This window comes from Mucilaginibacter psychrotolerans, from assembly GCF_004519315.1.
In the GTDB taxonomy this organism is placed as follows: domain Bacteria; phylum Bacteroidota; class Bacteroidia; order Sphingobacteriales; family Sphingobacteriaceae; genus Mucilaginibacter; species Mucilaginibacter psychrotolerans.
The window spans coordinates 142,512-163,038 of sequence record NZ_SOZE01000002.1 but is presented as its reverse complement, the minus strand read 5'-3'; the positions used below and the strand labels follow the sequence as shown (position 1 = coordinate 163,038).

General features: G+C 45.5%; 24 protein-coding genes. 16 read left to right on the top strand and 8 right to left on the bottom strand.

The annotated features are described in order from the left end of the window. Positions 1-125: 125 nt before the first annotated feature. From E2R66_RS02805 to E2R66_RS02775, 7 genes are read right to left on the bottom strand one after another with little or no spacing between them, the layout of a single operon-like run. Positions 126-1,196: a hypothetical protein gene (locus tag E2R66_RS02805; RefSeq protein WP_133226573.1), complete on the bottom strand. Its 1,071-nt coding sequence runs from the start codon at positions 1,194-1,196 to the stop codon at positions 126-128. Further along, positions 1,174-2,856 (bottom strand): FAD-dependent oxidoreductase, encoded by a 1,683-nt coding sequence (locus E2R66_RS02800; protein WP_133226575.1) that lies wholly within the window; start codon positions 2,854-2,856, stop codon positions 1,174-1,176. The genes E2R66_RS02805 and E2R66_RS02800 overlap by 23 nt, the downstream gene beginning before the upstream one ends. Next, positions 2,834-4,342 (bottom strand): polyamine aminopropyltransferase, encoded by a 1,509-nt coding sequence (locus E2R66_RS02795; protein WP_133226577.1) that lies wholly within the window; start codon positions 4,340-4,342, stop codon positions 2,834-2,836. Before E2R66_RS02795 ends, E2R66_RS02800 begins: the two co-directional genes overlap by 23 nt. A 4-nt stretch (positions 4,343-4,346) precedes the next feature. Next, positions 4,347-4,571 carry a DUF350 domain-containing protein gene (locus E2R66_RS02790; protein ID WP_133226579.1) on the bottom strand — a complete coding sequence of 75 codons (225 nt, stop codon included), beginning with the start codon at positions 4,569-4,571 and terminating at the stop codon, positions 4,347-4,349. A gap of 12 nt (positions 4,572-4,583) precedes the next feature. Beyond that, positions 4,584-4,763 carry a hypothetical protein gene (locus E2R66_RS02785; protein WP_133226581.1) on the bottom strand — a complete coding sequence of 60 codons (180 nt, stop codon included), beginning with the start codon at positions 4,761-4,763 and terminating at the stop codon, positions 4,584-4,586. Next, complete coding sequence (locus E2R66_RS02780; protein WP_133226583.1) at positions 4,763-6,154, bottom strand: DUF4178 domain-containing protein; 1,392 nt, start codon at positions 6,152-6,154, stop codon at positions 4,763-4,765. The genes E2R66_RS02785 and E2R66_RS02780 overlap by 1 nt, the downstream gene beginning before the upstream one ends. A 1-nt stretch (position 6,155) precedes the next feature. Then, entirely contained in the window at positions 6,156-6,509 is a 354-nt protein-coding gene (locus E2R66_RS02775; protein ID WP_133226585.1) for an S-adenosylmethionine decarboxylase family protein, read from the bottom strand. 277 nt (positions 6,510-6,786) lie between these two features. On the opposite strand from E2R66_RS02775, the gene gltX reads away from it, so the two are divergent. Continuing rightward, complete coding sequence (gltX, locus tag E2R66_RS02770; RefSeq protein WP_133226587.1) at positions 6,787-8,316, top strand: glutamate--tRNA ligase; 1,530 nt, start codon at positions 6,787-6,789, stop codon at positions 8,314-8,316. A 26-nt stretch (positions 8,317-8,342) separates the two neighbouring features. Here gltX and E2R66_RS02765 read toward each other — a convergent pair whose 3' ends face one another. Continuing rightward, positions 8,343-8,627 (bottom strand): hypothetical protein, encoded by a 285-nt coding sequence (locus tag E2R66_RS02765; protein WP_133226589.1) that lies wholly within the window; start codon positions 8,625-8,627, stop codon positions 8,343-8,345. A gap of 313 nt (positions 8,628-8,940) precedes the next feature. Between E2R66_RS02765 and E2R66_RS02760 the strand changes: the two genes are divergently transcribed. The 15 genes from E2R66_RS02760 (at position 8,941) to rplS (ending at position 20,510) form a co-directional block, all read left to right on the top strand. After that, entirely contained in the window at positions 8,941-9,462 is a 522-nt protein-coding gene (locus tag E2R66_RS02760) for a YceD family protein (RefSeq protein WP_133226591.1), read from the top strand. A 16-nt stretch (positions 9,463-9,478) separates the two neighbouring features. Beyond that, positions 9,479-9,670: a 50S ribosomal protein L32 gene (gene rpmF / locus E2R66_RS02755; protein WP_133226593.1), complete on the top strand. Its 192-nt coding sequence runs from the start codon at positions 9,479-9,481 to the stop codon at positions 9,668-9,670. A 14-nt stretch (positions 9,671-9,684) separates the two neighbouring features. Next, positions 9,685-10,623, top strand: a complete 939-nt coding sequence (gene plsX, locus E2R66_RS02750; RefSeq protein WP_133226595.1) for a phosphate acyltransferase PlsX — start codon at positions 9,685-9,687, stop codon at positions 10,621-10,623. Between the two features lie 4 nt (positions 10,624-10,627). After that, positions 10,628-11,623 carry a beta-ketoacyl-ACP synthase III gene (locus E2R66_RS02745; protein WP_133226597.1) on the top strand — a complete coding sequence of 332 codons (996 nt, stop codon included), beginning with the start codon at positions 10,628-10,630 and terminating at the stop codon, positions 11,621-11,623. A 166-nt stretch (positions 11,624-11,789) separates the two neighbouring features. Continuing rightward, positions 11,790-12,254, top strand: a complete 465-nt coding sequence (gene accB / locus E2R66_RS02740; protein WP_133226599.1) for an acetyl-CoA carboxylase biotin carboxyl carrier protein — start codon at positions 11,790-11,792, stop codon at positions 12,252-12,254. A gap of 86 nt (positions 12,255-12,340) precedes the next feature. Further along, a complete protein-coding gene (gene accC / locus E2R66_RS02735) occupies positions 12,341-13,675 on the top strand; it encodes an acetyl-CoA carboxylase biotin carboxylase subunit (protein WP_133226601.1) in 1,335 nt (444 codons plus the stop codon). 76 nt (positions 13,676-13,751) lie between these two features. After that, entirely contained in the window at positions 13,752-14,615 is an 864-nt protein-coding gene (gene tatC / locus E2R66_RS02730; RefSeq protein WP_133226603.1) for a twin-arginine translocase subunit TatC, read from the top strand. Between the two features lie 190 nt (positions 14,616-14,805). Beyond that, positions 14,806-15,240 (top strand): ribose 5-phosphate isomerase B, encoded by a 435-nt coding sequence (gene rpiB, locus E2R66_RS02725; protein ID WP_133226605.1) that lies wholly within the window; start codon positions 14,806-14,808, stop codon positions 15,238-15,240. Positions 15,241-15,269: 29 nt separating this feature from the next. Further along, complete coding sequence (locus E2R66_RS02720) at positions 15,270-16,844, top strand: M28 family peptidase (protein WP_133226607.1); 1,575 nt, start codon at positions 15,270-15,272, stop codon at positions 16,842-16,844. Between the two features lie 17 nt (positions 16,845-16,861). Next, the gene (locus tag E2R66_RS29085; RefSeq protein ID WP_192901939.1) at positions 16,862-17,059 is read left to right on the top strand and encodes a helix-turn-helix transcriptional regulator; all 198 of its coding nucleotides are present in this window, start codon (positions 16,862-16,864) and stop codon (positions 17,057-17,059) included. 15 nt (positions 17,060-17,074) lie between these two features. After that, complete coding sequence (locus tag E2R66_RS02710; protein WP_133226609.1) at positions 17,075-17,530, top strand: VOC family protein; 456 nt, start codon at positions 17,075-17,077, stop codon at positions 17,528-17,530. Positions 17,531-17,557: 27 nt separating this feature from the next. Beyond that, on the top strand, positions 17,558-17,932 hold the full coding sequence (locus E2R66_RS02705) for a VOC family protein (protein WP_133226611.1): 375 nt from the start codon (positions 17,558-17,560) through the stop codon (positions 17,930-17,932). Between the two features lie 105 nt (positions 17,933-18,037). Continuing rightward, the gene (locus E2R66_RS02700) at positions 18,038-18,913 is read left to right on the top strand and encodes a hypothetical protein (protein WP_133226613.1); all 876 of its coding nucleotides are present in this window, start codon (positions 18,038-18,040) and stop codon (positions 18,911-18,913) included. A gap of 281 nt (positions 18,914-19,194) precedes the next feature. Next, entirely contained in the window at positions 19,195-19,869 is a 675-nt protein-coding gene (gene trmD / locus E2R66_RS02695) for a tRNA (guanosine(37)-N1)-methyltransferase TrmD (RefSeq protein WP_133226615.1), read from the top strand. Positions 19,870-20,162: 293 nt separating this feature from the next. Next, positions 20,163-20,510, top strand: a complete 348-nt coding sequence (rplS, locus tag E2R66_RS02690; protein ID WP_133226617.1) for a 50S ribosomal protein L19 — start codon at positions 20,163-20,165, stop codon at positions 20,508-20,510. Positions 20,511-20,527: the final 17 nt, after the last annotated feature.

Sequence of the window (20,527 nt, the reverse complement as noted above, 5' to 3'; positions counted from 1 at the left end):
TGTACTGCTTCAAAAGCCCAAACGCAAAAAGCCTCCGATCTCTCGATTCGGGGCTTTCTGGTTTGTAGGCAGCCCCACCGGAACAAACAATAACTGGGTTTCAGAAAAGTTGCGGCTTTGCGCCTTTACTTTTCTCTGTTAACTTTCCAAATAAAGCCGTCTAATATGTAATGTGTCGACTGCGGTAAAGCAAGCAATGGAATCACGAGTGACAACATTTGTTCGTTGCCTATTTTTGGCAAGTTGGAGAAAAGTTTAAAGACGGTACCGTGCTCTTTCCAGATCATTCCATCCCAGAGGCCCTCTTCCATGTAGGCGAGCAGGGCCAGCAGCAGCACAAAAAACAGTACTCCTCCATATTTGCTAAAGGTGTATTTTATAATAAGGCTACCAGGGTTGCTGTTTTTTACCTGTTTCTTTTTCTCAAAGATCCATATCAAAGCCATATAAGGTATCCCGTGCGACACCACGTTAAGGGTGGTAAAAGCCATATCGCCGTTAAAATATACGATGCCAAAATACCAGGATAGGAATGTGCCCGCAATTAACAAGTTGCGCGGCCCGTTAAATTCTTTGGTACGGATGATATAAATCCCCTCTTTTACTACATAAAGGACTATAATTAAAAGATATAAAACCGAACCCGCACCAAGGGGCAAGGGCGAGTGGAACGACAGGATATCATTCTCCACAAACCAGCTGAAGTTTCTGTTCCCTTCAAAATGCCAGTAAAAAAGCGGATAAATAGTTGCGGTGTAAATAGCTATCTTATCTATAACCTTGAACCAGTGTTTGTCACTTTCCTGCCTGGAATAGAGCCGCATAAATCCGTATTGCTGTCGTATGAAATGAAAAACTGCCAGGTAGGCCAACGTACGCCAAAAAAGCATTCCATCATAATTGTGCAGCAATACACCAACTATATAACAGGCAATAGGTACGGCAATCAAAAAAGCATCTTTTTTAAAGGCACCGCGAATAAAATAAGTACGGTATAGCGTGCTGTACACATGTGCAACATCAATAAAAACCACTAAAAACAACCAATAATAAACCGGAATGGTAGATGATGCCTGGAACTGCGCGGGAAAGCAAACAACCAGCAGCAAAGCCACAAACGGTGGCGACAGGATAAAAACCCCATCAATAACCGGCGAATGCAACCAGGGCTGTTTATGTGATAGCTTGTTTTCCATAGTTGGCTAAAACCTGGCTGGCGGCACGGATGCCCTGGTGAAATGCTTCTTCAAAAATAGAAATCCCGCTAAGATCGGTATTGGCAAAAAAGACGTTGTTATTTACCGGCTGTTGCGCTGCCTTTCGGTTTGCTCCCCAAATATGGTTTACAGCCGGGTATATCATACCATGGCCCCACACCCAGCATTCAACGTTTTCAATAGCATCGGTAATACCCGGGTGCATGTATTCCAGCTCAGGCATCATTATGTCCATCCATTGCTCGTAAGTACGGGTATAAGCGGCCAGTCGCGCTATGCGTGGCTCGTGGTCGCATAATGGCAGGTACCAGGTTAAAACCCTTTTATTGTCGGTTAGCTTAACGCTTTGCTGCCCGGCATTTACATACCCTACCGATGGCGTATCGTAGGCCACATTATCCCAGCACAGGCCAGTGCCTTTTGCCTGTGGCAAACTATTAACGGTAATATTCGCAATAAACCAGGGGGAATAATTCAGGCTGGCGTAATCAACAGGCCTTATTATATGGTCTTTAAAAAGCCGTTGATTGACAAACTGAGGGGTAGCCATAATAACATTATCCGCCGTTATAAGGCTTGTAGTGCCTTTGGCTATATCGTAAATGGAGGTAACTACTTTACCCTGGGCATTATGGGCTATACTATAACACATATGGCCTTTTATGATATGGCCACTTGCATCGGCGGCCAATTTTTTGGTTAGCCAGCCATTCCCTTCGGGCCAGGTTAATACGGCGTTAGTATCGGCATTTGCGGCCTTGCCTCTGCGCGAGGCAAAGTAATGCATCCCTGCCCATGCCGATACTTTATCTATCTTCTGCCCGTAATCATCTTTACAGCAATAGTTTAAATACCAGTGCAGGTAAACAGAGGTAAGCTTTTGCTGATGGAGGTACTCTTTAAAAGTAATACTATCCAGGGCGCGGTACTTTTCATCGGCCGAACTGTTATCTATCGGGATATCAAAGGCATATTTACCATCGTTTCCTTTTGCTTTTTTTAGCTCATCTACCAGTGCGAAAAACTGCTTTATCTGCGCCTTATCGCCTGGCTGCAGGCCAAAATCGGGCACTATGCCTTCCTGCCATTGGCCGTTGATGAGCAGGCGCTCTTCCGGGTCGAAACATAGGTAGTAATCATTGTAAACCGGGAGGTTGTTCTCAAATCCGATAATTACGCCACAATCCTGTAAAAAACCAGTGAGCAGGGTGTCGTCATTGTTGGCTATGGTGATGTAATGCGCACCAAGCGGGTAAGGTGATACGCCGTTTTTACCCGAATGCGAATTACCACCCACATGGTCTTCCAGTTCCAGCAGTTCGAAGTCGTTATAACCCTGCCTTTTTAGCCAGCGCGCTGCCGACAGACCCGAGATGCCACCGCCGATAATAAGGGTTTTTACTTTTCGGTTGCCAATGGGTGCCGGTAAGGGCAGTTTATCGCGCAGGATATGCCCTGCTTTGGCATTTGGCCCCTTCATGCTGCCTTTGATGTTTTTATAAGCGCCGTTTGGTTTAAGCCTGCGGATACAGCCGTTTAAAAGGATCCCCGTTGTGATAATACCGGCCTTTAGCAGGAACGAACGGCGGCTCAGCGTGTTTACAAAGCCCCCGCGTTTATAAAACGGACGACCACTCATCTTCGAAGTATTTTACCAGCACCTGGTTGTTTAACTTATTAACCTCTGTTTGTACTTTGGCCATATCCTTGGGGAAGTAAAACATCAGGTCGAGGCTTTCTTTGGTGATAAAGCGCATCCCCGGCAAAAACATTGATGGCTTTTTGTATACCGGGTTTTCTGTAGCCATAATATACCCCCATTCGCCAAAGGATGGTACGTAATTATGATAAGGGATGGTATGCAGACCCACCGAACGCAGAGTGGTATCAACCGTCCAAAAGGACTTTGGTGCCACATAAGGGGATGTTGCCTGTATCACCATAATGCCGCCAGGAGCAAGTATGCCCTTGGCTAGTTTATAAAAAGAATTAGTATAGAGCTTGCCCACCGAATAGTTTGAGGGATCGGGAAAGTCTATCACCATAAAATCAAACTTTGTTTTATTTTGCCGCAGCCAGGTAAATGCATCGGCATTGATCACCATTACCTTAGGCGATAGCAGCGAGCTTTTGTTAAGGTTTAGCAGCATCCGGTTTGATTTGAACAATCCCGTCATCCCTTTGTCCAAATCTACCAGTGTTACACTTTTGATGTTGGGGTACTTTAATATCTCCCGCACGGCCAGCCCGTCGCCGCCGCCCATTACCAGTACATTGCGTGCGTTGGGCAGGGCCTGTAAACCCGGGTGCACCAATGCCTCGTGGTAACGGTATTCGTCATCGGAACTAAACTGTAGGTTGCCGTTTAAAAACAAGCGCAGCACTTTGCCTTTTTTGGTGAGGATGATACGCTGGTAAGGCGTACTTTTTGAGTAGATGATGGTATCGGCATAAGTAAGGCTTTCCGAAAAATTGGTAATAACACCCGCATAAACAAAGCCCACCAAAAGGGCCAGTATGCTGATAACTGCACTTGTTTGCAGGTATGCAGCGGCTTTTATCTCCTTTTTAAAACTTACGCAAACAATAAGCGCTACCCCAACATTAAGAATGCCCACCAGGTAAGATGTTTTTACCAGCCCGAGATATGGGATAAGTAGCAAGGGGAAAATAAGCGAAGCCAGTAGAGCGCCGATATAATCAAAGGTAAATACTTTCGATACCAGGTCCTTAAATTCATACCGGTCTTTTAGTATGCGCATCAATAGCGGGATCTCCAGGCCCACCAATATGCCGGTAATTCCCACCAGACTGTAAAGTATAATGCGGAACGAGGCGATGCTTTCGAAAACAAGGAACAGTATGGTTGAACTGGTGCCCCCAACCAGGCCAACCAATATCTCTAACTGGATAAACCACGAAATGATATTTTTTTCGAAGTACTTGGACACCCAGGAGCCTATCCCCATAGAGAACAGGTAAACCCCAATAATGGTGGAGAATTGGGTTACCGAATCGCCCAGGAGGTAGCTGGCCAATGTGCCCGCTATCAGTTCATAGATGAGCCCGCAGGTTGCTACTACAAAAACGGAGATGAGCAGCAGTGCGTGCAGTTTTTTGTTCATAAGCCTACCCGTGTATTGCCGAACTAATGATGAGTGCTACAGCGATCATAAACGAGGCGCAAACGATGGCTAGCGCTGTATTGTTATTATGAACGATCTCTTTCCATAAATTTTCGGGCGTGATCTTTTCAATTACCCAGAAAGACACCAGTAAAATAACGATGCCTATTACAGAATACAATACCGAAGCGATAATGTATTTAAAGTTAATTAATTCATGTAAGCTCATAATGGTAATGGTTTATTTGTGATAAAATGCGTGAACGCCTCTTGTGCGGCTATTGTTGTTGTATTCGGTGTTGCGGGTTACGGTGCTGCTTTCCCAAAAAGCAATACCGTTAATTGCCGAATAGGCATAGTACCCGATAATCAGCAATACGAAAAGTAGGTAAATACGCGCGTCTTTAATTGTTTCCATCATTATTCGTCTGTTTCGTAAGGTGAATAATCACTGTTCATCCAGCGTTTCTTTTCGTAGGTGCGCATGCGCCACCAGGTGTACAGCGGGTACAGGCAAAGTAGTAACACACTCACCCAAAAATTCTTCCATATAATAGGGTTGGCCGTAACATTAATGTGCACAGTTGGGCCGGCGCTTTTAACCGTAATCGAATCGGTATTTAAAACATAAGGATTAGTGGAGTTATAGGCTGCGCCTGGGGGAGTACTAATGGTCGGCTCACCGGCCGCAGGGTAAATGTTGAGGTGGTATTTACCTGCCGGGATAGCCGACAACAATACATCTGCTTCCTGCGAACCCTCAGACCAGTTTTCGCCGTCTTCATAGCCGTGGTAGTATTCAATACTTTCGGTTACTTCCCAGCTTTGGTTATTCTTCTCGTTCACCAGTACCACTGTTGCCTCCAGCCAGTTGTTATCAACCGGTGCTATTATCTTAAAATTTAGCGCCGATTGTTTTTGTAATTCGAAAGAGGGCGTGAGGTAAGGCTTAAACTCATTGGCCTTAGCAGTATCGCGTTCTGTATTGTGATAGCTATCCAATACTTCATACTGAGGCGAGATATAGGAGGCGCCAAACCCAATCACCGCCATAAATACAACAATAAAAGGGAGGAGTTTATATATCGCGAACCACCTTTGTGCATGAACCGATGGCTGATTGGAGCCTATCCCAACCCTTTCAGGGAACAGCTTGATGTCTGTTTTAAAGGCATCCGCAATTTCGACCGGCTCAGTATATTCGCCCAGGTAAAACTGGGCGGCGGTTTGATTGGGTACATGCTCTATGTAAAGAATTTGCGGGGGGGCTACAAATTCAGTTGTTTTAGGGCGTTCAAACAAAATGTCCCAATCAAACTCGCCAATAAGGGCTGTGGTAACCGCCGTATATTTACTAAAAAGCGTGTATTCGTTCTCTTCGTAATTGATGAACGTCCACCCCCGGTTTTTTAATTCGCCCAGGGCGGGATAAAACTCTTTACCGGCAACAAAGGTCCAGTGTCCATCGTATTCGGCAAAGTTGGCGTATCCTTGTTCGTAGTTATACAGGATATATTCGCGCCAGGCATAAGGTGCGCTTTGTTCCTTCTTCTCTACATAGCCAATTACTTTAAACTGAAAGCCTTTAAACATGCCAACGCTGCCCAGCTTAAGCACGGGTTGTTGACTGATCGGGGCGGCCTGCTTTTGAATGAGGGCAATATCGTTTTTGGTAAAATGAATGAACGAGTTACAAGATGTGCAAACGCAGTACTCGCTTCCTTCGGGGTCGTAAAGCGTTATTTGATGCTTGCATTTTGGGCAGGCAACATCTTCGGCGTAAGGGAAAGCTTTTAGGTTTATTGTAGCCATATTACCTTACCAGTTCGGTTTTTTTAATTTCTGTAGCTTCAAAAAAGCGCAGTACTTCACGATAAATAGCCCTTACCTTTTCAGAGTTGTCTTTTTGGTAATTTGACAAGAATATATCAAAGGTTGCCAGGTTAAATTCCGGCCAGGTATGAATTGAAAGGTGCGATTCTGTTAAGCAAACCACGCCAGTGAACCCAGCGCCGTTAAAATCATGATAAACTTCCCCTACTTTCTCCAGGCCGTAGTCGGCTATCAGCCCATCGAAAAATGACTTGCACGGAGCAGATGCCGAAAGGCGTTGAACATCGGCGACAGAAAATTCAGCTAAAATATGGAGGCCGGGTTGATAAGGCATTTCGGTTTGCGCTAAACCAAAAATAGAAATTAATCGGATAAAAGATGTTTGTCCGCCAAAATTAATACAGGCCTTTTATTTAAAACGTAAACTTTTTAAATGCTTGGTCAATCAAATTATTTTGCTTTAATTTAAAGGACGTGAAATTAAGCGAATTCCTAAACCAATTATTCCGTGACGGCGCAGTGGTAGTTCCCCGTCAACGCGCATATCCCTATAATGTCAAATAGTTTTCCACCTTTCCCACTTCAGCCGTAAACCCTATCTTTGCCCTGCAATGTCTGAGAAAAAAGTAAGAGTCCGTTTTGCGCCGAGCCCTACAGGTGGTTTACACCTTGGCGGCGTGCGCACCGTATTGTTTAATTACCTGTTTGCCAAAAAACACGGCGGCGATTTTGTTTTGCGTATTGAAGATACCGACCAAAGCCGCTACGTTGAAGGTGCCGAAAAATATATAGCCGATTGCCTGGCCTGGTGCGGCCTCATCCCCGATGAAAGCCCTGCCGTTGGTGGCCAATACGCACCTTACCGTCAAAGCGAACGCAAGGTAATTTACCGCGAATACGCCGAAAGGCTGGTAGCGCAGGGGCATGCCTACTATGCTTTTGATACGCCGGAAGAACTGGATGCCAAACGCAAGGAAGTGCCAAACTTTCAATACGGGCATGCGCACCGCAGTGGTTTGCGTAATTCGCTTACGCTGCCTTTGCAGGAAGTGGAAACCCTGCTTCACAATGGCACGCCGCATGTTATCCGCATCAAAATGCCTGATGACGAAACCATCAGCTTTCATGATATGATACGTGGCTTCGTAAGCTTTGAAACCGCGCAGGTGGATGATAAGGTTTTATTAAAAGCCGACGGCATGCCCACCTATCACTTAGCCGTGGTGGTTGATGATTACCTGATGAAGATATCACATGCTTTCCGCGGCGAGGAGTGGTTGCCATCGGCACCCGTACACTTGCTGCTTTGGGAGTATTTGGGCTGGAAGGCCGACATGCCGCAATGGGCGCACTTGCCCTTGATTTTAAAGCCCGATGGGCACGGCAAGCTAAGTAAGCGCGATGGCGCACGCCTGGGCTTCCCGGTGTATGCCATGAGCTGGTACGATGCTAAAACAGATGAGCTTACTCCTGGTTTCCGCGAGCTGGGTTTTTTGCCAGAGGCCTTCATAAACCTGTTGGCTATGCTGGGCTGGAACGATGGTACCGACCAGGAAATATTTACGCTGGATGAACTGGTACAGAAGTTTTCGATAGAGCGCGTAAGCAAAGCCGGTGCTAAATTCGATTTCGAAAAAGCCAAATGGTACAACGCCGAATGGATAAAGCACGCATCGGCGGAAAAGCTGAAAGTAAAAGTGGCCGAGGTGCTTACTGCACAGGGCATAACGATAAATAAAGAAGCGTACCTGCTGAAGATAATAGATGTGGTAAAAGACCGCTGCGTACTGCTCGCAGATTTTTATCAGCAGGCGGGTTACTTCTTCCGTGCACCAGCGGAGTACGATGCCGCATCGGTAATACCTAAATGGAACGATGCAAAAAACCAATTCTTTGCGGCCTTAAAAGAGTCTTTCAGCCTATCGGCAGCCTTTGAGCCTGCCGACCTGGAGGCCCGTTTTAAAGCCCTTGCAGAAGAAAAAGGCTTGAAACTGGGCGATGTGATGCTACCCTTCCGTATTATGCTGGTAGGCGGTAAATTTGGTCCGCATGTGTTTGATATAGCCGCGCTACTTGGCGAAGGCGAAACCTTACGCAGGATAGATACAGCATTAGCCGTATTTAGCGCACCGGCTGCATAGCAGCCGGCGCTTAAGCACTTGTAGGGTTATATTTTTTGTATCCAGGGGCAGCAGTGATAAAATGCTTTGCGCAGGGTGTCTTTTGGTATGCCTTCGGCAGGTAATTTACCTGGGTATGTTTTTTCGAAAACTTTTACCATGCAGTCACAAAGTTCGGCTTTTTGTTGTTTGGTGCCGGCGGCATTTGGCATGTTCAGCTTAAGGCGTGTAGTAATTGTATCCTTTACCGTTTGTTTGTAATCGGCACTCCAGCCGGTGCACGAGGTAAGGGTAAGTAACAACAAAGAAAAACTGAGCAACATTTTTTTCATTACCAAAATTTTGTAGCTAAAATAGGTAAAAAAATACTTTGCTGATGTTGCAATGTCGGCGATAGTCTGAACTCTAATTTTATGGGTTTAATGGAATTTACAGAAACAGATAGCGCCCTTTTAAAAATTCTGCCCATTCTTAAAAGTCGTTCAAAATTCGGGTTCAGAAAAAACAACCCAGTTAATCCCAAAATCCGAAAATCAGGCGAATCATGGTTCAGACAAAGCCATTGTTAACAACCTCTTCCCTATTTAAAAAAACAGTTTCCTGTTTTAAGAATTTTACCTACATTTGCGGGCTAATTGTTGCTCATTGAAATTGCTACGGACATACGCTATTCCCTTTACCGGCCTGAAGCTGGGGAAGCACCTGTTTGAATACCAAATAGGTGACGAGTTTTTTAAAGAGTTCGAGTACTCGCTGGTTAAGAAAGCCAACTTGCTTTGCAAGCTTGAGCTGGACAAGCAGGAAACCATGATTATCCTTAATTTTGATATTAAGGGTACGGTGACCGCCACTTGCGATAAGTGCCTGTCTGAATATCAGCAGCCAATCGATATAGAAGAGCAGCAGATAGCCCGTTTTAGCGAAGAAGAAATGGGCGAAGACGACGAGATTATTACCCTCGGTAAAAACGATCATGAGATTAGTGTTGCCGGGTTGATATATGAGTATGTAAACGTTGCCCTGCCGTTTGTTGCCATGTGCAGCAACCAGGAAGACGGGAAACAATGCGATGAACAAATGCTGGATAGCTTAAACAAGCTATCGGTAACTGATGAACAAGCAGAGAAAATAGACCCGAGGTGGGACGCTCTGAAAAAATTAAAGTAAATTAAACAACAGGATCATGCCACATCCAAAAAGAAAAATTTCGAAATCGAGAAGAGATAAACGTCGTACCCACGATAAGGCTATCGCGCCAACATTAACTACTTGCCAAACAACCGGCGCAGTACACTTGCCACACCGTGCTTACACTGTTGACGGTAATGTTTACTTCAACGGTAAAATCCTTATAGAGAAAGCAGTAGCTGTATAAGTTAATTTTCTGAAATGAAGATTGGCTTAGATATAATGGGTGGCGACTATGCCCCCAAGGCAGCTGTTTTAGGGGCGATAGAGGCGCAAAAAACGCTGTCTGCCGACCAAAAACTGGTGCTTATAGGCGATAGGAATATCGCAGTTACTATTCTTCAGGAAAATAATACCAGCCCGGATCTCTTCGAGTTTGTTCATACAACCGAAGTGATAACTATGGGCGAGCACCCTACCAAGGCAATCATGCAAAAGCCGGATAGCAGCATTGCTGTGGGCTTTAAAATGCTGAAAGAAAATAGCATACAAGCGTTTTCTTCGGCAGGCAACACGGGTGCCATGTTGGTAGGTTCTATGTTCAGCGTAAAAACCATACCCGGCGTTATACGCCCGGCCATGACAAGCATTGTACCCAAACTGAAAGGCGGTTTGGGTATTTTGTTGGATGTTGGTGCCAATGCCGATTGCAAACCCGATGTGCTTTTGCAATTTGGTGTATTGGGCAGCCTGTTGGCCGAGTCGATTTATGGCATACCTAATCCCCGCGTAGCCCTTATGAACATTGGTGAGGAGGAAGAAAAAGGCAATTTACTTAGTTTGGCTACTTTCCCGCTCATGCGCGATACCAAGCTGTTTAACTTCGTTGGCAACGTAGAGGGGCGCGACTTGTTCGAAGACAATAACGACGTTGTAGTGTGCGACGGTTTTACAGGCAACGTGATACTGAAGCTTGCCGAATCGTTTTACGTAATTACCCTTAAAAAGAGGCTGAAGGACGAGTTCTTCGATCGCTTTAATTACGAGCAATACGGCGGCAGCCCCATACTTGGGGTAAATGCGCCGGTGGTGGTAGGGCACGGTATCTCCAGTCCCGAAGCCATTAAAAACATGGTGCTGCTATCAAAAAACATGATAGAGACCAACCTCATCGATAAAATTAAACAGGCTTTTCAGTAAAAATATGAGTAAGATCCATGCCGCTATTACTGCAGTAAATGGTTACGTACCCGATTACGTTCTCACAAACCACGAACTCGAAACAATGGTGGATACCAACGACGAGTGGATAATGAGCCGTACCGGTATCAAGGAACGCAGAATATTGAAAGGTGAAGGAATGGGCACGTCTGAAATGGCCGTACCGGCTGTAGAAGGCTTGCTGAAAAAACGCGGCATAAGCGCAGAGGAAATCGACTTGATTATTTTTTGCACTGTAACTCCAGATCTTACTTTCCCAGCTACGGCAAACATATTGGCGCATAAAATAGGCGCAAAAAACGCCTGGGGATACGATTTGCAGGCGGCCTGCTCGGGTTTTTTGTTCGGGCTCGCGACTGGTGCGCAGTTTATCGAAAGCGGGAAACATCAAAAGGTTTTGATAGTAGGCGGCGATAAAATGTCGTCTATAATCAATTACGAAGATCGTGCTACCTGTATTATATTCGGCGATGGTTGTGGCTGCGCCTTGCTTGAGCCTAATGAAGATGGCTTAGGCATCATGGATTCTGTCTTGAAAACCGATGGTGCGGGCGCGCAGCTCCTATATCAAAAAGCTGGCGGATCTGTGCGGCCAGCCAGCTACGAAACTGTTGCCAACAAAGAGCATTATGCTTACCAGGAAGGGCAAGCGGTGTTTAAATTCGCAGTAACCAATATGGCCGATGTTGCCGCCGAAGTAATGGAGCGCAACAGCCTTACGGCCGATGATATTGCCTGGCTGGTACCCCACCAGGCCAATAAGCGCATTATTGATGCAACAGCCAACCGTACAGGTATAAGTACCGATAAGGTTATCATCAATATAGAACGTTATGGTAACACCACCAATGGTACCCTACCTTTGTGCCTGTGGGAGTGGGAAAGCAAATTCAAAAAAGGCGATAACCTGATATTAGCGGCGTTCGGCGGCGGCTTTACCTGGGGTTCGATCTATTTAAAATGGGCGTACAATTCATAAATGTGGAGGTATCAGATGTGCAGATACTGATAGCACATATCAGATCAAAACATCTTAAAAACATACCTGTTAAGTAACATTGTAGTTAAAAATCATTTGCACATTTGCATATTTGCATATCTGCACATTTTATACATACTTTTATCCAAAACCAATTAGCTCCAACATGGATATTAAACAAATTCAGGATCTTATACGCTTTGTTTCAAAATCGGGCGTAAACGAGGTTTCTATCGAACAAGAGAATTTCAAAATTACGATTAAAACCAACGAGCCGGCACAAGCTGTTTATCACGCCACGTTGCCTCCACCTGCACCGGTTGCAGCAGTGGCTGCCCCGGCACCAGCACCTGTAGCGGAACCTGTTGCAGCTATAGCCGATACCAGCAACTATATTACCATAAAATCGCCTATGATCGGTACTTTCTACCGCTCGGCATCGCCGGAGAAACCGTTGTTCGTAAACGTAGGCGACGAGATAAGCAGCGGCAGCGTACTTTGCATCATCGAAGCCATGAAGCTATTCAACGAAATAGAATCAGAAGTATCAGGCCGCATAGTAAAAGTGCTGGTTGATAACGCATCGCCGGTAGAATACGACCAGCCTTTGTTTTTGGTAGAACCTAAGTAATTTTTGTTGATTTCACCGATTAACGCGATTTCACAGATTTTTATCGGTGCAATCTTTTAAATTGGTGTAATCCTAAAATCGAAATCATGTTTAAAAAAATATTGATAGCCAACCGTGGCGAGATTGCCTTGCGTATTATACGTACGTGTAAGGAAATGGGCATCAAAACCATCGCTGTTTATTCTACGGCCGATAGGGATAGCCTTCACGTGCGTTTCGCTGATGAGGCTGTGTGTATAGGCCCACCCGCCAGCCGCGATTCTTACCTCAATATCCCTAATATAATTGCTGCTGCTGAGTTAACCAATGCCGATGCTATACACCCCGGTTACGGTTTCCTTTCAGAAAATGCTAAGTTTTCTGCCATTTGTGCCGAATACGGTATAAAATTCATAGGCGCTACAGCAGATCAAATAAACAAAATGGGCGATAAGGCTTCGGCCAAAGAAACAATGAAAAAAGCCGGCGTACCTATCGTTCCAGGTTCAGACGGTTTACTGTCTGACATCAAAACAGGTATTGCCATAGCCAATAAAATTGGCTACCCCATTATATTGAAAGCTACTGCCGGTGGTGGTGGCCGCGGGATGCGTATTGTTTGGAAAGACGAAGAATTTGAGAATGCATGGGATAGCGCACGTGCCGAATCAGGCGCAGCCTTTGGTAACGATGGCCTATACCTGGAGAAATACGTGCAGGATCCCCGCCACATTGAGATACAGGTTGTGGGCGACCAGTACGGTAAAGTTTGCCATTTATCTGAACGCGATTGCTCTATTCAGCGCCGCCACCAGAAACTGGTAGAAGAAGCCCCATCGCCTTTCATGACCGAGAAATTGCGTAAGAAAATGGGCGAGGCCGCTATAAAAGGTGCTAAAGCCGTTAAATATGAAGGTGCCGGTACGGTAGAGTTTTTGGTTGATAAAGACCGTAACTTCTACTTTATGGAAATGAACACCCGTATACAGGTAGAGCACCCGGTTACCGAAGAGGTAATCAATTTCGACCTGATAAAGGAGCAGATTAAAGTTGCTGCAGGTATCCCTATATCGGGTAAAAACTACGAGCCAACCATGTGCGCCATAGAGTGCCGCATTAACGCTGAAGACCCAGCAAATAACTTCCGCCCTTCGCCGGGTAAAATAACCAACTTCCATTCGCCAGGTGGTCATGGTGTACGTGTAGATACACATGTGTACAGCGGCTATGTGATCCCGCCGAATTACGATTCGATGATAGCCAAGGTTATCTGCATGGCCCAAACCCGAGAAGAAGCGCTGGCAACCATGGAGCGCGCGTTGAGCGAGTTCGTTATCGAAGGTATCAAAACCACCATTCCATTCCATTTAAAATTACTGAAAGATCCTAATTTCAGGGCCGGTAATTTTACCACCAAGTTTATGGAGACCTTTGAATATTAATATATAAAAACTTTTAAGGCCACATAAAACGTAAATAGCATTCCTGAACGTTAAGGAGTGATATTTGAAACAGATAATGAGCGATAACAAACTAATAAAGGCGATAAAAGAAAAAGGCCAGACGATGGAAGCCGAAATGTCATTTTTTGACCATTTGGAGGCTTTAAGATGGCACCTCATCCGGGCAGCTATTGCCATCGTCATATTCACTATTGGCGCGTTTTATTTTTACAGCTTTATATTCGATACCATTATTCTGGGCCCAAGCCGCACAGATTTTTGGACGTACCGTATGCTTTGCAAGCTGGGCGACCTGTTAGGGAAATCGGGTTTTTGCATCGATAAGATAAACATCAAGCTTATTAACACGGAGATGGCCGGGCAATTTACGCTGCAAATAAACTCTTGTTTGCTGATTGGCGTAATGCTGGGTTTCCCATACCTGTTGTACGAGATCTGGCTGTTTGTAAAACCCGCCCTGCACGAGAAAGAGCGTAAGGCTGCATCCGGTTTTGTGTTTTACGCCACCTTCCTGTTTGTGCTTGGTATCCTTTTTGGCTATTACGTAATTACGCCCGAGTCGATCAACTTTTTATCGGGGTTTACCGTTAGCGATAAGATCGAGAACTATTTCGATATCGATTCGTACCTGTCATCGGTAGCCACGCTAACACTAGCTACTGGCATAGTTTTCCAGCTACCGATATTGGTGTATATCTTATCCAGTCTGGGTATTTTAACTCCTAAGTTTATGCGTAGCGGCCGGCGGTATGCCGTAGTGGCTATTTTAGTTGTCTCGGCAGTAATTACCCCTACTCCCGATATGATGACCATGACCATCGTGAGCATCCCGCTGTTTATATTGTATGAGGTGGGTATAGTGGTTGCTGGTGTTGTAGAAAAGCGCAAGTTAAAACGCGCAGCAGAGTTGGATTTGTAAGCTTTTATGATAAAATTTACATAGCGATGGGTTTCAAGCTCATCGCTATTTTTTTGTCCGCGCCTACCGAATTAATTTGGGGTTCCCCCTGTTTAAACAATTCCGAAATCGAAAATCCGAAATCCCCCCTCCCTTTCTTCCTATCAAAAAATTTACGTAAGCCCTTGCATAAAAATTATACATTTGGATAATGAAAACAGGGTTAAAGATAGCCATTGGTGCAGACCACGCAGGCTTCGAATACAAGCAGGCCATATTGGGCATGTTTGATGATATTACATTCCAGGATTTTGGCACTTATTCCACAGAATCTGCCGATTATCCCGATTTTGCGCACGCCGTAGCTTCGGCTGTGGAAAGCGGCGATTTCGACTATGGCTTCCTGCTTTGCGGCAGCGCCAACGGGGTGGCCATGACGGCCAATAAGCACCAGGGCATCCGCGCAGCCATTTGCTGGAAAGAAGAAGTAGCTATCCCTGCCCGTACGCACAACGACGCCAACGTGCTGTGCATCCCCGCCCGCCACGTTACCTTAGACGAAGCAAAAACCATCATCGAAAGATTTTTGACCGAGGAATTCGAAGGTGGCCGCCATGCCCGCCGCGTAGACAAGATTAGCTGTTAAAACCATACATAAACGTAAAACTTAAATAAATGAAGAAAGTATCCTTATGGATTGCTGCCCTTGCTATTGCCTCTAGTGCATGCGCACAGCAGAATGCCACTGCCCTTAAATACGGCAAGTTGATTACAGCCAACGACGCTAAGAAGCACTTGAGCATTTTGGCATCAGATGATTTTGAAGGCCGCGAAACCGGCAAACCCGGTGCAGATAAAGCAGCCAATTACATAGCAAACGAGTTTAAGAAACTGGGCCTTGTAGCTCCCGTTAACGGCTCGTATTTTTTTGATGTGCCTTTAGCAGAAACCAAGCTTAACATAACGGCTTTTGCCATTAACGGGCAAACATTCAACAACGGCGATGATTTCTTTTTGAACGGCCTTTTTGCCGATAAGAGCATTAATGCTACAGATGTGGTTTTTGTTGGTTATGGTACCGAGGCAGAATTGGCCAATACCGATATAGCCGGCAAAGTAGTGCTTTGGATAAACGAAGATAAGCCTGAAGCAGGCAAAACGCCAAACACCAGCTACCGTATGAGCACCGCGCGTCAGGCCGTAGTTAAAGCCATACAAGCTAAGAACCCTGCTGCTATATTGGCTGCAAACGGCGAGCTTGGCCCATTACTGAAACGCTTTGGTAGCAGTGTACGAGGCGGGCGTTTGGCAATTAAGAAAGATGGCGGTGTTAAGCTTAACCCAACTGCAGCCGTTTTTAACGTTACCCTTGCCGTTGCCGATGCGGTTGTTAAGCCTACCGGCAAAAGCTATACCGATTTGAAGACGGCAGCAGCTACTGCAAGCCAAACTCAAGCTATCAAATCAACCGCAACCATTGCTTACGCAACCGAAAACAAAGATGTGAAGGCTGTTGACGTTCTGGGTTTTCTGCCCGGAAGCGATCCTAAGCTGAAGGATGAGGTTTTGATCTTCTCGGCTCACTACGATCATATTGGCCTGGTTACCACCCCTGGTGCTACCGATAAAGTAAATAACGGCGCCGATGATGATGGTAGTGGAACTACTGGTGTATTGGAAATTGCACAGGCATTTGCCAAAGCTAAGAAAGATGGCCATGGCCCGCGCCGCAGCGTACTGTTCCTGGCTAACGTTGGCGAAGAAAAAGGTCTGTTAGGTTCTGAATACTATACCGATCATCCGGTTTATCCGTTGGCTAACACCATTGCCGATTTGAATATTGATATGATTGGCCGCGTAGGCGAAGAATACATTGGTAAACCCGATTCTGCCAACTACGTGTACTCTATCGGCTCTAACATGCTTAGCTCGGATCTGAACAAGATTGGAGAGGATGCCAACAACACTTATACCCAAATGAAATTGGATTATAAGTATGATGACCCTAACGATCCTAACCGTTTCTACTACCGCAGCGATCATTACAACTTTGCCCGTTACAACGTGCCGATTATATTTTACTTTAATGGCGTACATGCCGATTACCATCAGCCCGGCGACGAGGTGAGTAAAATCAACTTCCCGCTGCTGGCAAAACGCTCACAACTGGCGTTTTATACCGGCTGGGAACTGGCTAACCGCGATAACCGCCCCGTTGTAGATAAAAAGCCTGTCGGCGGCGTGCGCTAAGGTTTCATAAATATTTTATCAGGAAGCGCCCGGCAAGGGCGCTTTTTTTATGGAGCATAGTACCGTCTTGTCTTGGGGCACCTAACGTATCGCGGCAAACCATCAACACCATTGAAAGTAACCGCTATGTGCCATCTACCATATTGGCACTAAAAATTGCCAAAGTGTTTGGCAAACCAGTTGAAGAAGTGTTTATATTAGAGGAAGAGGATTAAGTAACGGATAAAGAAATGAATGTCAAGATTTTTGATCAGGAATCAGCGCCGCGGGAGCCGAAAGGGTTTGCTCCGGAATTGTACATACCCAATGGGGTAAGCGATGTAAGCTTTTACGAGAAAGCATTCGGCGCCGTAGAACTGCGGCGTTTTGGCAACGACGATGGAACCATCCATGTTTCGGAGTTTATGATTGGAGATGCGATGTTTCACCTGCACGAGCAAACGCAGCATTCAGGCGGATTAAGTCCCGCTGGTGTCACCACGGTGCTTATCGGGCTTTTTGTAGATGATGTGCATGCAGTAGTGGCGCAGGCGGTAGCGGAAGGCGCAAAAATTGCCTCGCTGGTACAGGATTACGATTATGGCTACCGGCAGGGCTCCATTATTGATCCATTTGGGCACCAGTGGCAAATACAGAAAGCGATTGCCCCCCAACCCCCTGAAGGGGGAGCTTCCGAAAGCATTTAATTCAATTAGAAAACAAGCAATAAACCAATGGCAAATCAGGAACCCATTTTCGGGCACGGAAAAATCTGTTATGTAGAGATACCTGCGCTAGATATAGCGCAGGCAATATCCTTCTATCAATCGGTATTCGGCTGGGAGATACGCAGCGACGAGCAGGGCAACGCCAATTTCGACGATGGCACGGGCGGCGTAAGCGGCATATGGTATAAGGTAAATGAACCGGTTACAACAATGGGCATGCGCGTATCTATTATGGTTGATGATGCGCAGAAGACCCTAAAAGATATCGTAGCGGCAGGCGGAACGGTTGTTGAGCCGTTTGATGCTGATTCCGGAATCCCTATTGCCCGTTTTGCCGACCCATCAGGTAATGTGTGGACGATTTACCAGCATGGAGGATAGGCTCAGAGACAAGACTGTCAGATGCAAGAGTCAAGAAAGGGCTCGCAAAAAGTACCTTGGCTCTTGATTCTAAAGTCTTGCTTCTCTTACCTATCTTTAGGGCAAATGTTACTACCCCGCATCTGCAAAATAATTGGCCGGATACTTTGGTTCCCCGCATTGGTATTGGCCGCAATGGTGCAATTAAGGCACTACGTTATCCCTTTCCTGGATTTTCATAAACCCGCTGGCAGGGTAAGCATATTTGTAGACCGCGGCTACGATTACTCTGACGAAGTAACAACCACTTTGTTTGTATTGACTTTGGTTTTTTTGGCCTTCGGGAAACGTAAGGACGAGAACGCATTGATAAGTAAAATAAGGCAATATGCATTTTACTGGGCGGCCAGTATCACCTGGGCCACAACTGCAATGTATTTTATCTTGATGAACTTCTTCGATTTCATCGCCCCCTCGCGCTTATTCGACCTTTTCGTCATCTTAGGGAATTTATTCATCGTGTATAATTTCCTGGTACCGATCATTGTTTTTTTCCCTGTATTTTGGTATTTGAGGAGCACAATTAAGCATGGGGATCAACTAAAGCCGGTTTATTTGGTACGCAGTCCTGCGATAAACATCCTTGGCAAATGCGCTACTTTGCTATTTATGTTGGTTGGTATCATAACAGGCTTATTCTTTACATCAAACAATAGCTACCCCGTTATATTTACGCTCTTTCCGTTGGTAATTGCGCTATGGGTATGCGCAAAAGAACCGCATGAAGATAAAGCGTTATTTGCCACCAGGCTGAACGCAGTACAGTTAAGCATATTTGTTCATTACCTTTTGTTTATCTTGGTCTATTGGGTGGTTTACGGGTGGGATTATGCCGATGTGCTGGGCTGCAGCGTGGTCTCGAGTCAACTTATTTTTTTGGTTGTGTTTTTTTGGATGAGGTACAAAGCCCCCAAAATGGTTACTGAAGATTCGGTTGAATAGGCCACTTAGCCCGCTTCATCTGCACACCTGAAATCTGCATATCTGCACATCAATGTCGTTTACTTAAGGAAGCCCCGGCCCCATCGGGGCCAAATGTCGGTAGCAAACAAGCAAAAACCACCTTTGTGCCGTAGGTACAATACTGGCGATGTAGCATACCTATGGCATGCGAGTAGCAGATTATCGATTAGCTACCGACCTTTTGCACCTATGGCGCACTTCGAAATGGCTTAAGTAAACGACATTGATCTGCACATCTGCCAAAACGCTATCTTTGCAGCATGCGTTTTGATATCATATCTGTATTGCCGGGCTTGCTGGAAAGCCCCTTTGCCCACTCTATTTTGCAGCGTGCCCAAAAAAAGGGTATAGCCGAAATTGTGGTGCACAACCTGCGCGATTATGCCCCCGGCAAACAAAAAAGCGTAGATGATTACCCTTACGGTGGCGGCAGTGGCATGGTAATGACCATACCGCCCTTTGCTGCCTGTATCGAAAAGCTGAAATCTGAGCGGGAGTATGACGAGGTCATCTTCATGTCGCCCGATGGCGAAACGCTCAACCAGAGAATAGCCAACCAGCTTTCTATTAAAGGGAACATCATTATCCTTTGCGGCCATTATAAAGGCATCGACCAACGCATCCGCGACATCTTCGTTACCCGCGAGATTTCCATAGGCGATTACGTACTCTCTGGCGGAGAACTGCCCGCAGCCGTATTGGTTGATGCCGTAGTGCGGTTGATACCCGGCGTATTGTCCGACGAAACCTCCGCCCTGTCAGATTCTTTCCAGAACGACTTGCTGGATGCCCCGGTTTACACCCGCCCCGCCGACTGGAACGGCCACAAGGTACCGGATATACTGCTGAGCGGCGATACCCCAAAGGTAGAGCAATGGCGCTTTGAACAGGCTGTAGAGCGCACTAAACAGAGAAGGCCGGATTTGTTGGAATAAGGAGCCCTCATTAATGATGGCAACACGTGAGTTTTAATGAAAACCTGCAAAAACCGCAATAAACCGGTAAGACCAAGTGCGAACTTAGGTTTAAAGTAAGCAGCGATTAGGTAAATGGATGCCAGCTATTTAACCATTCTCCTACTTAACTCAATCAACCACTCACCCCACACAATTGTGCATAAAACATAAAATGTGGAAATTTTTAAAACATACTTTTTTATTTCAAATAAAATCCCTATTATTGCACTCCGATTTTTACGGGTTAAAAGTCGCTTTAAAGGCTAGAAATCATGGATTTAGTAAAATTTGTAGAAGAGCAATCAGTAGTTAAGAATCAATTTCCCGCTTTTAAAGCCGGTGATACTGTTAGCGTATATTATAAAATTAAAGAAGGTGCAAAAGAACGTATCCAGCTTTACCAAGGTGTTGTTTTACAGCGCAATAGCGTTGGCAACAGCGAAACTTTTACCGTGCGTAAAGTTTCTAATGGTATAGGCGTTGAGCGTATATTCCCATACAATTCACCAAACATTGATAAAATTGAAGTGAACAGCGTTGGTAAAGTTCGCCGTGCCAAATTGTACTACCTGCGTGCCCTTACAGGTAAAGCAGCCCGTATCAAATCAAAAAGAGTTTAATTTACATTTTTGTATAT

Coding starts and splice junctions, on each gene's coding strand:
- E2R66_RS02805 (WP_133226573.1), bottom strand. CDS start 1,196: ATGGAAAACAAGCTATCACATAAACAGCCCTGGTTGCATTCGCCGGTT.
- E2R66_RS02800 (WP_133226575.1), bottom strand. CDS start 2,856: ATGAGTGGTCGTCCGTTTTATAAACGCGGGGGCTTTGTAAACACGCTG.
- E2R66_RS02795 (WP_133226577.1), bottom strand. CDS start 4,342: ATGAACAAAAAACTGCACGCACTGCTGCTCATCTCCGTTTTTGTAGTA.
- E2R66_RS02790 (WP_133226579.1), bottom strand. CDS start 4,571: ATGAGCTTACATGAATTAATTAACTTTAAATACATTATCGCTTCGGTA.
- E2R66_RS02785 (WP_133226581.1), bottom strand. CDS start 4,763: ATGATGGAAACAATTAAAGACGCGCGTATTTACCTACTTTTCGTATTG.
- E2R66_RS02780 (WP_133226583.1), bottom strand. CDS start 6,154: ATGGCTACAATAAACCTAAAAGCTTTCCCTTACGCCGAAGATGTTGCC.
- E2R66_RS02775 (WP_133226585.1), bottom strand. CDS start 6,509: ATGCCTTATCAACCCGGCCTCCATATTTTAGCTGAATTTTCTGTCGCC.
- gltX (WP_133226587.1), top strand. CDS start 6,787: ATGTCTGAGAAAAAAGTAAGAGTCCGTTTTGCGCCGAGCCCTACAGGT.
- E2R66_RS02765 (WP_133226589.1), bottom strand. CDS start 8,627: ATGAAAAAAATGTTGCTCAGTTTTTCTTTGTTGTTACTTACCCTTACC.
- rpmF (WP_133226593.1), top strand. CDS start 9,479: ATGCCACATCCAAAAAGAAAAATTTCGAAATCGAGAAGAGATAAACGT.
- plsX (WP_133226595.1), top strand. CDS start 9,685: ATGAAGATTGGCTTAGATATAATGGGTGGCGACTATGCCCCCAAGGCA.
- E2R66_RS02745 (WP_133226597.1), top strand. CDS start 10,628: ATGAGTAAGATCCATGCCGCTATTACTGCAGTAAATGGTTACGTACCC.
- accB (WP_133226599.1), top strand. CDS start 11,790: ATGGATATTAAACAAATTCAGGATCTTATACGCTTTGTTTCAAAATCG.
- accC (WP_133226601.1), top strand. CDS start 12,341: ATGTTTAAAAAAATATTGATAGCCAACCGTGGCGAGATTGCCTTGCGT.
- tatC (WP_133226603.1), top strand. CDS start 13,752: ATGAGCGATAACAAACTAATAAAGGCGATAAAAGAAAAAGGCCAGACG.
- rpiB (WP_133226605.1), top strand. CDS start 14,806: ATGAAAACAGGGTTAAAGATAGCCATTGGTGCAGACCACGCAGGCTTC.
- E2R66_RS02720 (WP_133226607.1), top strand. CDS start 15,270: ATGAAGAAAGTATCCTTATGGATTGCTGCCCTTGCTATTGCCTCTAGT.
- E2R66_RS02710 (WP_133226609.1), top strand. CDS start 17,075: ATGAATGTCAAGATTTTTGATCAGGAATCAGCGCCGCGGGAGCCGAAA.
- E2R66_RS02705 (WP_133226611.1), top strand. CDS start 17,558: ATGGCAAATCAGGAACCCATTTTCGGGCACGGAAAAATCTGTTATGTA.
- E2R66_RS02700 (WP_133226613.1), top strand. CDS start 18,038: ATGTTACTACCCCGCATCTGCAAAATAATTGGCCGGATACTTTGGTTC.
- trmD (WP_133226615.1), top strand. CDS start 19,195: ATGCGTTTTGATATCATATCTGTATTGCCGGGCTTGCTGGAAAGCCCC.
- rplS (WP_133226617.1), top strand. CDS start 20,163: ATGGATTTAGTAAAATTTGTAGAAGAGCAATCAGTAGTTAAGAATCAA.